Raw genomic sequence first — 15724 nt, forward strand, 5'->3', positions numbered from 1 at the left:
AGACTGGATCAGATGGCACATCGCGCATTTCGCCGCACGGCGGCATCGTTCCTGCTGGCGGGCCTCGGCGCCGCAGCCGCCCAGGCGGCACCGGCGCGATTCGACGAATTCCGCTATGAGGGCCGCGCGCAGGAACAGGTCACCGTCGCTGCCGACGAATACCGCAATCCGGTGCTCTCGGGCTATTATCCCGATCCGTCGATCACGCGGGTGGGTGAGGATTATTATCTCGTCACCTCCAGCTTCACCCATTTTCCGGGGCTGCCCGTGTTCCACTCGCGCGACCTGGTGACATGGAAGCAGATCGGCAATGCGATCGATCGCCCGGAGCAGCTCGATTTTTCAGGGCTTCCGGTGTCGCAGGGCGTGTTCGCGCCCGACATCTCGTATCACGACGGGCTGTTCTACATCGTCAACACCTGCGTGCGGTGCAAAGACAATTTCTTCATCACCGCCAAGGACCCGGCTGGCCCATGGTCGGACCCGGTCTGGCTGCCGTTCGAGGGCATCGACCCATCGATCTACTGGGAAGGCGACAAGGCCTATATCATCAACAACCGCGCCCCCGACGAGCCCAAGCGCTATGACGGGCACCGTGCGATCTGGATCCAGGAGTTCGACTGGCGCAGCGGCAAGATGGTCGGCGAGAGCACCCAATTGGTCAACGGCGGCATCGACATCCGCACCAAGCCGATCTGGATCGAAGGGCCGCACATCATCAAGAAGGACGGCTTCTATTATCTGATCGCGGCCGAAGGCGGCACCGGCGACAAGCACAGTGAGGTCGTGCTGCGCTCGGAAAAGCTGCGCGGCCCTTATGTGCCCTATCAGGGCAATCCCATCCTCAGCCAGCGCACGCTCGACCCCGAACGGCCCAATCCGGTCACATCGGCGGGCCACGCCAAGTTCGTGCAGACGCCCGACGGCGCCTGGTGGGCGACCTTCCTCGCCACCCGGCCCTATGGCGATGACCTCTACAATATCGGCCGCGAGACCTTTCTGCTCCCCGTCACCTGGCGCGATGGCTGGCCGCATATCCTGCCCGATGGCGCGCGCATCCCCTTTGTCGCCAAGCGACCCGCCCTGCCCGCTGACCGGCCGGGCACTCCGCCGCTGTCGGGCGATTTTGGCTATGTCGACAGTTTCGACAGGCCTGCGCTTGCCATGCAGTGGATCGGCGTGCGCACGCCCAAGGCTCCGTTCCACCGGCTGGACAACGGGACGCTGGTGATGGAGCCCGCCGCGGCGATGGGCGATCAGCAAGGCGTCCCTGCCTTCTGGGGCCGACGCCAGCAGCACCATATCGCCACGGTATCGACGGTCCTGCGCTACGATCCCGAAAAGGACGGCGAGCGCGCTGGGCTGGCGGCGATGCAGAGCGATCAGTCCTTCCTGTTCTTCGGACTGACCCGGATCGCCGGAAAGCCGGTGATCGCACTGACCACCCGCAACCGGGCGCAAAGCGATACCGTGGTGGCGTCTGCACCGATCGATCCGCGCGGGCCGGTCACCCTGACGATCCGCGCCGACGGCGGCACGATGGCGTTCGACTATACGGTCGGCGGCAAGACCCAGACGCTGAAGGCCGATCTCGACGCACGCTTCCTGAGCACCCGCCAGGCGGGCGGCTTTACCGGCACGGTGATCGGCCCCTACGCGGGACGCAACTGACCCGGAGGCGACGAGGACCGGGCAGACCACGGATGGCATCGGCAAGGGTGATGGGGTGAAAGGCGCGACCGGGCCGGACGCAGCCGGCAGACCCTCGCGATCACCGCGAGGTCTGATTTTCTGGGTTTTCGCATGGAAAACTGGAGCGGGTGAAGGGATCATAACAAAGCACTATAAAGAAACAACATTTTTTGCTATAATCGCCCACACAGAACCTGCACAGGCATGGTAGATCAATGGGTTAGGTCGCCATTCTGCACAGTTTCTGCACAGTGGGAAGCGAAGAGATGCGTTTCATCATCGACAAAGAGCAGGTGAAAAAGGGCCTGATCATCTTTCGGCGCGGCGATGTCGCGCACGATGAGTTCTATTGCCGAGTGAGGATCAAAAACGAGGATCGCTACAAAACGATCTCGCTGCATACATCAGATCGGCAGACGGCGCGCGACCTTGCGCTGGAAGCAGATTCCGACATCCGAAACCGTCTGAAATACGACGTTCCCGTATTCAACCGCACCTTCGCGCAGGTGGCGGAAGAATATGCCAAAACACAGCAGCGGCGCGCGAATGTCGGCGAGGTCAGCCAAGCCCGCGCTAAGAACGTCCAGAACAAGATCGACGGTCCGCTGAAGGCCTATGTCGGCAGCACGCAAATTCATCTGATTGGTCAGGATCGCTGGGCTGAATATCCCCTTTGGCGAAGAGAGAACGGTTTAGGGCGTCGCAACGGCGTCATTAGCGATGCGACGATCCGTATCGAGATGAGCATTTTCGCGGCGATCATGCGGTATGCGATCAGCAAGAAATATGTACCTGCCAGCAATCGCTTTGAGGGCATGCCAAAACTGAAATCCGCCCGCCGCGACGAATTCACGCTGGAGGAATACCGCAAGCTGCACAGCGCCGGACGGAAATGGATGAAGGAAGCAACGACGCCGCAAGGTCTCTGGTATCGGCAGATGTGCTATAATTTCATTCTGATCATGTGCAACACAGGCATGCGTCCGCCGGAGGCAAAGAACCTGCGCTGGCGCGATATCACCAAAGCCAAGGATAAAGATGGCCAGGAGATTCTAGTCATCTACGTGCATGGCAAGGGGAAGGAGCGCAATCTGATCGCGCCCAAAAGCGTGGGGGACTATCTGGATCGGGTCCGCCAACTGTCAAAGGCGACCAACCCTGATGACCATGTGTTTACGATCATCAACGGTAAGCCCGCTGTGTGGCTCTACCGCGATACCGTTGAAGAGCTGCTGAAATATGCAAAGCTACGGGAGGGGCCGAGCGGTATTCCTCGAACCACTTACTGCTTCCGCCACACCTATGCGACGTTCCGGCTTTCGGCGGGTGTGGATGTCTACATTCTCGCTCAGCAGATGGGCACATCGGTCAAAATGATCGAACAGCATTATGGGCATGTGAACACCATCAAACACGCTGACCGCGTGCTGATGGGGATCGGCGGATGGGATAACATGCACGCCGAAATGAACGCTGAAATTGACCAACTGGAGGCAAAGGCAAAAGCCATTCAATCCATCAAGGCGAAGCAGCCTGCGAAGCCCCCTCGTTCCAAACGCTGACGCCGCATCGCTGATGCTTTCCGGGCGTTCGCGTTATTGCCGAGCTTGCCCGACGCACCGCTGGTGCTTCACGGTCGTGCAACCGGCCAAGCGGGGTTGTGGAATCAGGTGCGCCGAGCCTCAAGCACCCCATGGCCCCGCGTCTTCTGCCGATGCTTTCCCCTACGCCGCTGGCGATCTTGAGGGGGATGCACGCAGGCTTAGATAGTGGACAGCCGAGATTTCAATCGCAGCCGGTAAAAACTACCATTGCCCAGGGTGCGCTCAGCGCGCTGGCGTAAGAAAATTATTCTTCGTTCAAGCGCGCCTTAAATTCATTTCGAAGCCTCTCAGGCCAGTCTGGCACGGGTATCAGATCCAACCCATCCACTTCCTGAAAAGTCTTGCCCGTCTTGGCGAGGTTATAGGCCGCCACGCGCCCGCCTGCGCCCACGCAGGCTTGCAGATCAAGCGCAGGGTTGTCCTGCTTGATGCAGCTGCGCATGGTGGCGCGGGCTTCTTGCACCACATCCACCCCCGGTTTGGCGGCGCGGGCAGCCTGCAGGAAGGCTGCCGGGGTTTGTTGGTTGGTCATCAACGCCGGTTGGTCGGTCACGGCAATGAATGCGACGACCGAGGCCATGCCCGTGCCCATCGGAATGGCACGGCGCGGGTTCATGTCCGGCGAGATCAGCGTGTGGCCCGCCAGCAGCGAGCCAAGCTCATCCTGCGTGAATGGTTTCACAATCGGATTTTGGCTGAAGGCCACGTTCAGTGCAATGGTACCACGGGGCGCTTTCGCGGCTTGATCGACCAGCCGCAAGGTCAGCTCCCGGGCGTTATCCTGCCCATTAGAACCATAGCGGGGCGTTTGCCGTAGGCCGAGCAAAGTCACCGGCATGTCATACAAAAAGCCGTTCTCGACCGATGCTTCCAAAGCGACAATTGAGCGTTCGCCATCTCTTTCTGTGGCGCTACGATCTAGCGGCAATCCGACGCGGCTGGCGGCCATTACAATGGCTGCATTCTTATTTCTTACACCTGCAGCTTCTTCATCGATTTTAATTGTTCTATCTGCAGGCAACGTGCGCGAATTAAAGCGAAGCGGGTTGGCTACCTCCTGCGCTGCCGTTTGGCTGGCGAAAGCCATCGAGACCCCAGTAACCAGCAATGCAAAGGCTCCACGATATCGCATCCGGTATCCCCACTGACGAGTAGGCTTGATTACTACATTGCCTTGGCACGGTTTTGAACCGTCCACTGTTGGCTAGGCTTAGACCAGAGACCAATTTCGCCCACTACTCCCGCCGTCGCTGATCGAGGCGACGCAGGGTCTCGCGCCGCCAGTGCAGGGCGGTGGCCCAGCGGCAGCAGGTGCAGCTGGTGGTCAGGGTGACGCGCAGCAGCGCGCTGGCGATCAGGTCAAGCAGTGGGGTCAGTATGCACATCGGATTCTCCTTCTCGGGTCGCGCGGCATGCGCAACCGTCCGGGAATGACCGGCAGGCACGTCGAGACGGAGCCGTCACAGGCCGAAGCCCACCGTGGATGATGCTGCACGATCAGGAAGCACATCGCCTTGCACAGCCCGTTGGGTCTGCCACCACTTCCCCGGCGGTTGCCGCAGCCCGCGTCGATGCGGGAGAAGACGAGGCACATGGCCTCATTGCCCTTGGAACTGGAGCCCGCGCGCAGTCGCACGCTCAAATGACCACCCCCCCATTGAAATGCTAGCGGGTTAGCGCCCGATATTGCATCATCAAGCGATGACAACGTTTGTGCTACCACCCTCCATTGCTGAACTGATCACCGCGCGAAACAACGTGCGCGACCATTACGCACAGAAGCTTCGCGCGCTGGGCAGCACCGTCGAGCTGGCATTCACGCTGGACGGCAATCTAATCGGCGATCTGGGAGAGGCCTTGGCCGCAGACCTGTTCGACATTAAACTGGTCGAGACGAAATCGCACGAGGCCATCGACGGCTACGCGCCCGATGGGCGGTCGGTCCAAGTGAAGGCCACCGGCACCGGACGCGGCCCTGCCTTTCGCCATACCCAAACGCGGGCCGATCACCTGATCTTCCTCGACCTCGACCTGGAACGGGCGGTCGGCGAAGTCGTCTACAATGGCCCAGAGCATTACGCGGTCGCCTTGCTGCCGACCGTGTTCACGGGCCAACGCTCACTGACACGCAACCAGATACGTGCAGCCGATAGAATGGTCCGCCCCGAAGAGCGCTTGCCGCTGCGACATGTGCTTGCAGTCCCGCAGACTGACTAGGCACAATATCTGCAACGGGTAATGGTCTGTCATGTTGCCCCGTGGAAGGGGCAGGGCCACGGCCTGTCCCTCCTTCCGCCATCCCTGAGACTGAGACGCGAATTTGGCCGGTTGCGTCCCCCGGTCAACAGGCTGCCCGCTCCATTCGCTCCGCTCCCGTGTTGCCTGTTCCGCCTGCGGCTGACCGCGTGCCTATGCCCTCCGGCCTTTTCCTTCGCGTCCTCAGGAACAGCGAAAGGAGATCAGGACATGCGCAGCACCAGCACTTCCCGAACCGATGTCTACGAAGCCATCACCAACCAGATCATCACTGCCATCGAGGCCGGGGCAGGCTCCGGCAAGGTGCAGCTTCCCTGGCACCGCATCGGGGCATCCATCACCCGCCCGGTGAACATTGCCAGCAAGAACCCCTATCGCGGGGTGAACACCATCGCCCTCTGGGCAGCCGCCGATGCGCACGGCTATGAGCATGGCATCTGGGGCACCTACCGCCAGTGGCAGGAGCGCGGGGCGCAGGTCCGCAAGGGTGAGAAATCCTCCCTCATCGTCTTCTACAAGCAGTTCGACCGCGATGACGACGCGGCCACCGACGCTGGGGGTGAGGACGACGCCAACGGCCAGCGCCGCTTCATGGCGCGGGCGTCCTACGTCTTCAATGCCGCCCAGGTGGATGGGTATCAGCCCGATGCCGCCGCGCCCGAAGCGCAGCCCATCGATCCCACCGCCGAGGCCGACCGGCTGGTTGCCGCCAGCGGTGCCACCATCCGCATCGGAGGCGAAGAAGCCTACTTTGCCCCCAAGGCCGATTACATCGCCATGCCCGCGCAGCACCGCTTCACCGGCACCGCCACCAGTAGCGCCACCGAAGGGTGGTATTCCACGCTACTGCACGAGCTAACGCACTGGAGCGGCCATGAATCCCGCCTGGCGCGGGAGTTCGGCAAGCGCTTCGGCGACGATGCCTACGCCATGGAAGAACTGGTGGCCGAGCTGGGGGCTGCCTTCCTCTGCGGTGATCTTAGCATCACCGCCGAGCCACGGCCCGACCACGCCGATTACATCGGGCACTGGCTGCGCATCCTGAAGGGCGACCGCAAGGCGATTTTCACCGCCGCCAGCGCCGCCAACAAGGCGACGGAGTATCTCCGAGGGTTGAGAGGGGGGTGAACTATCCGCAGGCTAGCATGGCCTTTGAGCCATTACTGCGTATCCCAACGGGCGGTCACAGAACCATCGTTAATACCGCTAGCGTCGTTGTCAGGCTTGACTTCGATCGCTCAATTCATGCAAAAATGAAAAAAGTCATCAGGCAAAGCGGCTAAAATTTACATTTCTTAATAGGCATTTGTAAAATATAGAACGCACTGAGGGTTGCTTGAAGCGAGATTGTAGTTACTAGCATAATCAGTATTGCTAACGGCTGTTGCGCAGAGATTATTCCAATATAGGCCGATTATTTTTCCGGTTCCAGGTTTACCATCATCCATCTTTGTATCGATATTCCATGCCTCCTCTGGTCTAAAGAGCGCCAAATTGTTGTTGTCGCTTCCATTCTTTGCTCCAACCACGAAGGCATTACCATAGTTCGCGCTGAAATAGCGGGTATCACCCTGCGTGCCGCGAAAATATGCACTCCATAGTGCATTATTCATTTTTGACCTTGGTACATTGATGCCAGCATTAATTTCAAAAGGGCCAATAGTGCCAGCGATTCCTGAGTATACTCCCTCAACTAAACCAGCCGAGGCTAGTTGCCGCCAAAATTGATAACTTTCTCCAGTCGTCGCAGCTGCGGCGGATAACCCAGGTAGTCCATTCCCGTTCCCATCGCATGTCCCTGTGCTTGTCACGGCACTTATGCCAGAGTTAGATACGCACCCCGGCGCTGCAGCGGTCCCCTGGAAGCCCCAAAACATTGTCGCGTTACTCATGTCGCCGGGGATGGCGAAGTATTTATCTCGGAAGGTTTGTGTCGCCGTGATCCAGCGCTGGTATTCTGTACTCACTGACCGCAGCTCCGCCGCGCGGATAAGCGCCTGCCCGCCAAGAATGCCGCCGGTCATCAGGCCAAGAATGACGAGCACGATGGAGAGCTCGACGAGGGAAAACGCAGAAGCTGAACGCGGCATAATCAAAACAACTCTAAAAACTTCGATTTAAAATAATGGCCATCGGTTGTTGTATACATCGGAAAAAGATTTTGATCAAAAAATCTGTCGAAACCAGAAAATGCAGTCCTTACTTTGATTGCTTAGGTTGTATGTGGCATTGAAATCTGCTGCTGAAGCAGCAGTAGAACATGCCACACCGCTTCGGCTGAATACTGCTGACCAGTTCGCAACATATCTACCAGAATGAATGATCCCATCATCCATCTTAATGTCGATGTTCCATGCCTCTTCCGGAGCCAAAACTCCCTGAACTGTCGAATTGTTTGGTCGATGAGAGAATGAAAACGCATTCGGAGCATAGACGCCATCAAACGCGTTGGCGGAACCTGAGACCGGAGCCGAAAAACCGCCAATGAACCACGAGCCCTGAGACAGACGTGATGCAGGCAAGCTCTGATTTACCTCACAGCATGTGCTTGCCTTTATCGGCTTCCACTCAATGAGGCCAGCATTCGATTGGTGCTGCCAAAAAAGGGTGTTTTCGTTGGCGCCGGTAGTCGCAATCAGCCCATTTCCATTCCCATTACACGTGGCTGTGCTGTTGGTTACGGCATTATTACATGCTGCATTTCGGCCATCTCCCCCGGCCAATCCCCAGAAGCTGGTGGCGTTGGTCAGATCGCCGGGAAGGGCGAAATACTTATCACGAAATGTCTGGGTTGCGCTCACCCAGCGCGCATATTCAGTTGGCACCGCCCGTAGTTCCGCTGCGCGGATCAGCGCCTGCCCGCCGAGGATGCCCCCAGTCAACAGACCTAGGATCACGAGCACGATGGACAGCTCGACGAGGGAAAAACCAGATTGCGACCGCAATGGAACCATTTGCCCAGATATTACCCAATCAGAACATAAACGGAACATAAATTTTTGTATAGTTCGTGTGCGCGCAGTTTATCACCCTACCCGTGGCCCTCCTTCCGGCAGCCCGAGGCGACAGATGGACCGTATCCACGGCCCCGCATGGCCATTCGGCCACTGGCTGCGCATCCTGAAGGGCGACCGTAAGGCCATCTTCACCGCCGCCAGCGCCGCCAACAAGGCGGCGGAGTATATGCTGAGCTTGGGAGGGTGATAAAATTAGTTCAGAACGAAATACAAATGGCAGGATGGCACGGTTCGATTCAATTCATACTGTGAAGCCTCGGTCTCAAGCCCCCAATTTTCTGTCAGGCAATCTGTCTGTGCATTGTAAGAGTTACGTGCGGTCATCATGCCGGTCGTTGCCAAGCCGTCATCCATCTTCGTATCAATGCCCCATGCTTCGGGAGCATTGATTCCCGCAGATAAGCCGCCACTGCATACGCTGGTGGACCATGGCGCAGAGGTAAGTACGAACATATTGCGCGCGGGACGACCAAAGTTGCCGCTAGCTGTATGGCAAGCAAACCAACCTGCTTGATCACCGATTTTTGAAGCTGGCACATGGGTCCCCGTGACGGCATTGTTGTTGCCAAATGACCACGGATAAAACGCTCCATCTACAAGCCCACTTAGGCGCAGATGCTCCCAAAATAGTCGAGCATCTCCAGCACCATTATGTTCTAAAATCGATGTTCCATCTCCTCTGCACGTACCTGGATGCCCTGGAACTGTTACGGCCGTTCTGCATGCAGTATGGTGGACACTTCCGCTACCGCCAGCTATCCCCCAAAAGGCTGTTGCATTGCTCATATCGCCGGGAAGTGCGAAGTACTTGTCTCGGAAGGTCTGAACTGCTGTTGTATATCGACTGTATTCCGTGCTCACCGCCCGCAACTCAGCCGCGCGGATGAGCGCCTGACCGCCAAGGATACCGCCCGTCAGCAAGCCGAGAATGACGAGCACAATCGACAATTCGACCAATGAAAACCCAGACTGCGACCGCAATGGAACCATTTGCCCAGATATTACCCAATCAGAACATAAACGGAACATAAATTTTTGTATAGTTCGTGTGCGCGCAGTTTATCACCCTACCTGTGGCCCTCCTTCCGGCAGCCCGAGGCGACAGATGGACCGTATCCACGGCCCATCATGGCCATTCGGCCAGACGCTGGCGGCATATTCATGCAACGCCAGCACCGTCCCTGCCTGAAGGTGGCGGGCCAGTTCGCTCAGTCCCTCGCCTTCGATCATGAACTGCCGCACGCCGAAATCCAGCGACAGCATTTTGTCACCGATATATTCAACCGCGATCAGGTGGGGGTAGCTGACCTGCCAGCCGACCCACAGGCCCGAGCGTTCCTCGAACCGGCGCAGATCGAGCATCATCGCCGGGCGGCTGCGGCCCCGCTGCAAAAGCCAGGGCCGATACTGCGCCGGATCGATATGCAGGCCAGCCTCGGCCTCATCCGGTTCCCGTTCCGGGCCGGATGCGGCATTGGGGGGCTGGGCATGCGGCGGGGGTGCAGTGCCCCCACCGCCGCCGGGCCTGCGGTTCGGTTCAAACAGCTCACGCCAGTTGCCCGTCTTGTTCGGATCGGGCTCCCAGCCTTTGGGGTGATGGTAGTCACTCATGTCATCGCTCCATGTCGGGGGTTGGGTTGGGGGAATGGCTCAGGTCGCGCTCCGGCGGCGCGCGCGGTGCGGGGTCCAGCCGCGCAATTTGCCGCTCGAACCAGGCGTAGAATCGCTCCGCCACCTGTGGCGGCGGGGCATTGCCAGCGGCCCGGAACGCGTCCTTCGCGGACTGTTCCACGGCGCGGTAATGCCGGGCCATCTGGAAATGGCCGAACCGCTCTTTCATGACGCCGTAGAGTTCCTTCATGTGCCAGGCCATGCGCAGGGCCGGTTCCGGCAGGCGCGACAGGCCACGCTCCAACAGCGACCGCCGATCAATCCGCGCTGCCGATCCCGCCCGCTCAAGCGCAGCGTTGGCGATGGTCTCCCAGTCCTCCCGGCACCGCTCAAAATAAGCCGGGCAGTTCCAGCTATCGGCGTTGCTGACGACCATCATGGGCCGACCATCGGCGTAGGTCCGGCCCGCAGGGTCCGGCACCCAGTCATGCCGCGACTTGGGGCCGAACCCGGATTCAGTAAGGGGGCGCATCGTCAGCAGCACATGGGCGTGGGGCTGTTCCAGCCCATCCGAGGCGACCGTATTGTGCCACGCCACATCGGCCACCATCCCACGGCTGACGAAGCTCTTGATCAGGTAATCCCGCACGAGCTTTATCCGTTCGCCTTCCGGCACCTCGCGCGGGATAGCGAAGCGTAGCTCGCGTGCTAGCTGGGCATCCTTGCGTTTTTCATGCGCTTCGACCGTGTTCCACAGCATCTCGCGCGAGGCTTCCCGGACCCAGCCCGGAGCATCGGCGGGGATGAAGATCTGCGCTCGCTCAACCCCGCCCCGCCGAGAATAGTCATGGGTCATGTTCTGCCGCGCATCGTGCAGACGCTCGCCTGCCCGATAGGCGGCAGCAGCAACCACCGAGCGACCCGAGGACCGCTTGATGATCTGCATCGACCAGCTGAACAGCGCCATTTAACCCACCATCGCCACAGCGTGCGCCATGACCTGATTTGCGTGGTGAGCCTGAGAGAACGCCTTTAAGGGTCTAAGTGTGCACTTATACGTTGCAAGCAACGTGCACCTTGCCGGAGGCGTTTCAGTCCATCTCATATTAGCAAATTCGGACATATGCGGCCACTTATTCATGGGGTGGCGAGGCCCCGATGCGGCAACTTGTCGTGCAATGCAGCACGAGGCATCGGGGCCGGTGGGATGCTCAGCGGGCGGCATCGAGCATGGCCCGGCAATGCGGCGGCAGGGCCGCATAGCTGCTCGCCACGGTGGGTGCCTGACGCATCCACCGTGGGACGACCACCCGCACGGGTGCCGTGCGCCGGGCGCGTTGACGCCGCATGCCGAAGATGCCCTTGAGCAATGGCGGCACCGTGACCACCAGCAACCCGCCAAGGATCAGACCGCCAACCGTGAGGCCCAACCCGATCTGATCATGGCCCGCCCCGATGAGGGTGATGATGGCCACGGCGATCATGCCGAGCGTCATCGGCCACCGGCGTGGCGATGGCCCATTCGGGTCCATGGCGTCCCAGGCGCGTTTCCATTGCAGGTAGTCGCGGCGCGCCTCATGGGCCTTCATGATCCGGCCCATGAGGATGAGCGTGATGATGGCGAGCCACCAGGCATCGGGGTGCTGCATCCACACCCCCATCATCCCGAGGGTAGCGGCAGCTGCCGGCAGCACGACCAGCCCATGGCCCAGCATCATCGTCTGAAACGGTGGCTTGTTCATTGTGCGAACTCCACCAGCAGGGCGTTGCTTCCCGACGCCGCAAACCGCCGCCCCGACTGATACCAGACCGCCGAGACGCGCTTGCCGTTGGCCGGGCCGCCGGTCTTCAGGATGCGCCCGAACGCCCCCGGCTCCAGCGCCCAGTCCATTTGTTCGCTGAAGCCCTGGCTGACATTGCTGGAGTCGCCATAGCTACGGTTGCGGCCCCGGCTGTCATTGCCGCCGACCGACCCACCGCTGCTGGTGGAGCTATTGTAGCTGGACCCTTGTTTGCTGGTGCTGCTGCCATGGCTGCTGCCCCAGTTCTGGCCCCAGCTGGTGCCGTCGCCCATGTTCATTCCGTAGTTGCTGGTGCTGCCATGGCCCTCGCTGTAATTGGCGCGGGTTTGCAGGCTGCGACCGATGGTCTTGGCGGCCCATTCGTTCGTTTCCGCACAGGCATTGGAATGCCAGATGCGGGTGGCGAAATTGCCGACCAGGTGATGCACCCGATCATGCGCATTTTCGCCGCCCATGCGGGCATAGAGTGTGGGTAGGCTCTGCGTCAGGAACACCGTGCAGGCGCGGGAGCCCCGGCAGGTGGACAGATACTCCGCATCGAAGCTGTTGATGAAATACTGCGCTTCATCGGCCCACAGAAACACCGGGCGTTCCTGCTGGTCCGGGCTCAGCCCGTTGCGGGCAAGGATCGCGCGCTGCCAGAGATATTTGATCAGCTGCTGGGCGATGATGCCGTCTTCGTTCAGCGTCAGCGCCGGAAGATTCAGCAGCAGGATGGTGCCGTGCATCGACAGCTCCGGCACAAAGCTGGTCTGGCCACAGAACATGCTGGCCAGCCAGCCATGGTTGAACCGGTCCAGCGTCGTGGTCAGCGAGATTACGATGTTGCCGCGCGTCTTGGGATCGAGCTGGCTGAAATCATGCTGCCAGTAGCTGACCATCCGCGCGCCCGTGGCATCGTCCATCTGGCCCGCCGCGCGGGCGAAGCTCTCGCAGAAGAACGAGCCGCGCTGCCAGTCAGGATCGCGCATCTGATCCGGTGCCTGGGGGGCCGACCGCACAAATTGCAGGATCAGTTCAATCGTGACCCTGCCATACGCAGCGTACAGCACCGGTACGGTGTGCCGCAGCACCTGGCGCGTGCTATCCTGCCAGAATTGATCGCTGCCGCGCCCTGGTGAAGCACTCGCCAGCCGCGCAATCTCCAGCACCTGCATGATGATCTCAACCACCGCGTTGAGGCCACCCATGCCTTGCCGCAGCAGTTCCGCGATCATGAAGTTGTAGCCGTGGAAGCCCGAGGCATCGATTTCGAGGAGGGAGTCGAGCCGCCCATGGCGCTTGCACAGCGCCCGCCAGTGCGCGGCCTCTTCCGGCTTGGCGCAGAGCGCCAGGCCGCCCATGCCCATCTGCAAAAAAGCTCCGGCGAGCGTGTCGCCAGAGCCTGAGGTTTTTCCGCTACCGATACCGCCCATCACGAGGATGCCCTGACAGGCATCGCGCAAAGTAAAGGCGTCATTGGCGCTGAGTTGAAGCAGTTTCGTATCGAGTAGGTCGTGGCGCATGGCGCGTCCTCCGTTCGGAGGGGAGCTGACCTATCGGTCGATGCCCAGCTCCCGCTCCGGTTGGGGCCTGCGATCCGCAGGCATTTCCCACCCCGCCTGCTGGGCCAGGGTGGACTCACGATCCGGCGAACGCGTCCGATCAAACGGGCGCGGCGTCACCGTCCGCCCGAACCAGCCTTCTTCGATCAGCTTCTGCCGCACATCCGCGATGGCGGAGCCGAACGCGTCCGCGAACCAGTCACGCATCGAAGACGTAGCCGCAGTCCATGCAGCGACTATCCTTGCGCAGCGCATCGACCGCCCGGACGACGACCGCACCCAGACCGGCGAGGATCGACAGACGCGGGATGCCAAGGGTCTGGACCGCCTGGGCAGCCTGCATGGTGCGGTCGATATGGACAGGGTCCAGCCGGTTCGAGGTGACATTCGGCGACTGGCAACGGGGGCACGTGCAAGGGTGCATGATCAGGTCTCCTTATGCTGCTTGGTTGGGGGTGCCGCTGGTTGCGGCCTCGGGTTCGTTGGCGGTTTCGGGCGCGGTGCTGGCAGCGTTCCATTCGGCCCAGCCCGCTTCCAGCATGGCCGTCCCGGCATTCACGCTGTGCTCGGCCACGCGAACGGCGGCATTCAGCATCCCGTGATTGCGGAAATAGCTGCCCATCAGGCCCTTGCCGCTTGCTGTGGCCAGACCGCTGACGATGCGGGCGGCACCGACCGCCATCTTCCCGGCGGCTTTCAGTTTCTGCTCATTCATTCTCACCTCCATTGTGGTGGCCAGAACCAGACCAAGCGGGGGCTATCTCACCCAACAGGGGGGTGAGGCGGAAAGTCACCGCGTTGTGCTGATTTTGGGCAGGAAACCGCTGATTCGGTACCTGCGATGAAAATGCGTGATTCGCGCCAGGAGGTCAACGCAATATCTATAGACTTTGCATTATTTTCTGTAATGCGCCGCTGCATTTATCCGCGCAGCCTCGCGCAACGCTTCCTGCCCGGTGAATTTTCCGAGATGTTCTCGGATTGCCTCCGGCCCGGCACTGAGCAGCCGCTCATTCTGCTCGGCCTTTGTTGGCAAATCGACATCCTCTGGCCATGCGTTGCCAGGGCGGCTCAGCCAGTTAGTGATGGCGACCGACAGCTTGGGATCGAGCTTGCGGATGTCGGCGCGCGTTAGGCCTTGACCAAGCCACGGGCCATACACGCGTTTGACGAACTCGGGGGGTGTTTCCGGGCCACGAAGGCCTTGGTAGGTTTCCGGTGCCTCGGTGGGCAATTGAGTGGTTGGTGATGCCACCCCAGCCTGTGGCAACCGCTGCGTCGCAACAAGATCGACACCCTTTTCCGCGAGTGATTGTCGAATGGATTGAAGGGCGGTCTGTTGCAAGTCAGCCGACAATCCAATCTCAGTTAATGCTTTACAGACGGCATCACGAAGTGGGTCACCGGCATCAGGAAGGTCTGGACTGTTTGTACTAGGATCGATAACGGGTGAAATATATTCAAATGATCCGGAATTACTTTTACTCTTTCGCCATACTAATCCACTAACGGCCACGTTATCAACTTCTAATCTGTCTATATTTACGACGATATCAATGCGCTGCGCATCAAGTTCAATGACTTGAATGGGACTTCTCAGTGTGTGATCAGATTTGATGAGCGCACTTTCAATCGCAAGCTGGCCAGAAGCCAAGGCAATCGGCGAATAGATTTGCCGTGGTGCAATACCGTACCGTGCCAGAATTTCGGTGACCTGCGCTGCATTCGGTGCGCCTTGCACGACAACGCGATTCACCACCGGTTGCTCGCAAACCAGAACGGATAACCCATCCTCACCGAGCTCAACGTGGACTGTCTTGAACAGTCCCGTCCGCGTGAGTGCTTCTGCAATGGCGTCGGCGTCGCTGCTGCGCAGGTTGGCAACGTCGATGTTTCCAAGCTGAATAATGGCCTGAGCTTCCAGCCGCTGGTTCCCTTCGATACGAAGGGAAGTGGCAGGCGTGGCGTGCCCAGCGATCGCTTCTGTGCCAGTGTCTCCGAGCTCCTGCTCAGTCATGCATCACCAATCATGCCTCCCCGCCTTCCGCAGGGCTCCAAGCGACTACGATAGCGCGTCAACGGCACTTACACCATGGTGGGTGGACGAGCATTCATGTGCAACCTTGCATGCCCGGCAACCATACCGGCTTCTGATCGGTGAGCGTGCTGGCACAGCGCCGCCGCCGATCAACCCCATT

The 15724-nt window shown here is 59.9% G+C and carries 18 protein-coding genes; 5 read left to right on the top strand and 13 right to left on the bottom strand.

What is annotated here, in order from left to right; genetic code table 11:
- Window positions 1–12 precede the first annotated feature (12 nt).
- Together LI72_RS17840 and LI72_RS17845 are read left to right on the top strand one after the other, a co-directional pair.
- The gene (locus LI72_RS17840) at window positions 13–1671 is read left to right on the top strand and encodes a glycoside hydrolase family 43 protein (RefSeq protein WP_033927313.1); all 1659 of its coding nucleotides are present in this window, start codon (window positions 13–15) and stop codon (window positions 1669–1671) included.
- Between the two features lie 287 nt (window positions 1672–1958).
- Window positions 1959–3254 carry a tyrosine-type recombinase/integrase gene (locus LI72_RS17845; RefSeq protein ID WP_033927314.1) on the top strand — a complete coding sequence of 432 codons (1296 nt, stop codon included), beginning with the start codon at window positions 1959–1961 and terminating at the stop codon, window positions 3252–3254.
- A gap of 286 nt (window positions 3255–3540) precedes the next feature.
- On the opposite strand, the gene LI72_RS20140 is transcribed toward LI72_RS17845, so the two are convergent.
- Window positions 3541–4383 (bottom strand): hypothetical protein, encoded by an 843-nt coding sequence (locus LI72_RS20140; RefSeq protein WP_156139693.1) that lies wholly within the window; start codon window positions 4381–4383, stop codon window positions 3541–3543.
- Between the two features lie 148 nt (window positions 4384–4531).
- Complete coding sequence (locus LI72_RS20145; RefSeq protein WP_156139694.1) at window positions 4532–4681, bottom strand: hypothetical protein; 150 nt, start codon at window positions 4679–4681, stop codon at window positions 4532–4534.
- A gap of 316 nt (window positions 4682–4997) precedes the next feature.
- Here LI72_RS20145 and LI72_RS17855 point away from each other — a divergent pair, with 316 nt between their 5' ends.
- Window positions 4998–5513, top strand: coding sequence for a DUF6998 domain-containing protein (locus LI72_RS17855; RefSeq protein WP_033927316.1), 516 nt, complete (start codon window positions 4998–5000; stop codon window positions 5511–5513).
- 249 nt (window positions 5514–5762) lie between these two features.
- Window positions 5763–6680: an ArdC family protein gene (locus LI72_RS17860; RefSeq protein ID WP_033927317.1), complete on the top strand. Its 918-nt coding sequence runs from the start codon at window positions 5763–5765 to the stop codon at window positions 6678–6680.
- 167 nt (window positions 6681–6847) lie between these two features.
- On the opposite strand, the gene LI72_RS20150 is transcribed toward LI72_RS17860, so the two are convergent.
- Window positions 6848–7648 carry a type II secretion system protein gene (locus LI72_RS20150; RefSeq protein ID WP_197051961.1) on the bottom strand — a complete coding sequence of 267 codons (801 nt, stop codon included), beginning with the start codon at window positions 7646–7648 and terminating at the stop codon, window positions 6848–6850.
- Window positions 7649–7717: 69 nt separating this feature from the next.
- A complete protein-coding gene (locus LI72_RS19735; RefSeq protein WP_197051962.1) occupies window positions 7718–8506 on the bottom strand; it encodes a prepilin-type N-terminal cleavage/methylation domain-containing protein in 789 nt (262 codons plus the stop codon).
- A gap of 115 nt (window positions 8507–8621) precedes the next feature.
- Between LI72_RS19735 and LI72_RS20665 the strand changes: the two genes are divergently transcribed.
- Window positions 8622–8756: a hypothetical protein gene (locus tag LI72_RS20665; protein WP_269429447.1), complete on the top strand. Its 135-nt coding sequence runs from the start codon at window positions 8622–8624 to the stop codon at window positions 8754–8756.
- Window positions 8757–8761: 5 nt separating this feature from the next.
- On the opposite strand, the gene LI72_RS19740 is transcribed toward LI72_RS20665, so the two are convergent.
- From LI72_RS19740 to LI72_RS17895, 9 genes are all read right to left on the bottom strand, one after another.
- Window positions 8762–9598: a prepilin-type N-terminal cleavage/methylation domain-containing protein gene (locus tag LI72_RS19740; RefSeq protein WP_081985242.1), complete on the bottom strand. Its 837-nt coding sequence runs from the start codon at window positions 9596–9598 to the stop codon at window positions 8762–8764.
- Between the two features lie 33 nt (window positions 9599–9631).
- The gene (locus LI72_RS17865; RefSeq protein ID WP_033927318.1) at window positions 9632–10180 is read right to left on the bottom strand and encodes a hypothetical protein; all 549 of its coding nucleotides are present in this window, start codon (window positions 10178–10180) and stop codon (window positions 9632–9634) included.
- A gap of 1 nt (window position 10181) precedes the next feature.
- A complete protein-coding gene (gene mobQ, locus LI72_RS17870) occupies window positions 10182–11147 on the bottom strand; it encodes a MobQ family relaxase (RefSeq protein WP_052130223.1) in 966 nt (321 codons plus the stop codon).
- A gap of 244 nt (window positions 11148–11391) precedes the next feature.
- Window positions 11392–11922 (bottom strand): hypothetical protein, encoded by a 531-nt coding sequence (locus tag LI72_RS17875; RefSeq protein WP_033927319.1) that lies wholly within the window; start codon window positions 11920–11922, stop codon window positions 11392–11394.
- Window positions 11919–13487, bottom strand: coding sequence for a type IV secretory system conjugative DNA transfer family protein (locus LI72_RS17880; protein WP_156139696.1), 1569 nt, complete (start codon window positions 13485–13487; stop codon window positions 11919–11921). The genes LI72_RS17875 and LI72_RS17880 overlap by 4 nt, the downstream gene beginning before the upstream one ends.
- 30 nt (window positions 13488–13517) lie before the next feature.
- The gene (locus tag LI72_RS17885) at window positions 13518–13733 is read right to left on the bottom strand and encodes a hypothetical protein (protein WP_033927321.1); all 216 of its coding nucleotides are present in this window, start codon (window positions 13731–13733) and stop codon (window positions 13518–13520) included.
- A complete protein-coding gene (locus LI72_RS20155) occupies window positions 13726–13950 on the bottom strand; it encodes a hypothetical protein (protein WP_156139697.1) in 225 nt (74 codons plus the stop codon). Before LI72_RS20155 ends, LI72_RS17885 begins: the two co-directional genes overlap by 8 nt.
- 12 nt (window positions 13951–13962) lie before the next feature.
- The gene (locus LI72_RS17890; protein ID WP_033927322.1) at window positions 13963–14241 is read right to left on the bottom strand and encodes a hypothetical protein; all 279 of its coding nucleotides are present in this window, start codon (window positions 14239–14241) and stop codon (window positions 13963–13965) included.
- Window positions 14242–14421: 180 nt separating this feature from the next.
- Window positions 14422–15543, bottom strand: coding sequence for a hypothetical protein (locus LI72_RS17895; RefSeq protein WP_033927323.1), 1122 nt, complete (start codon window positions 15541–15543; stop codon window positions 14422–14424).
- Window positions 15544–15724 lie beyond the last annotated feature (181 nt).

Source organism: Sphingomonas sp. 35-24ZXX, assembly GCF_000786215.1.
Classification (GTDB): Bacteria; Pseudomonadota; Alphaproteobacteria; order Sphingomonadales; family Sphingomonadaceae; genus Blastomonas.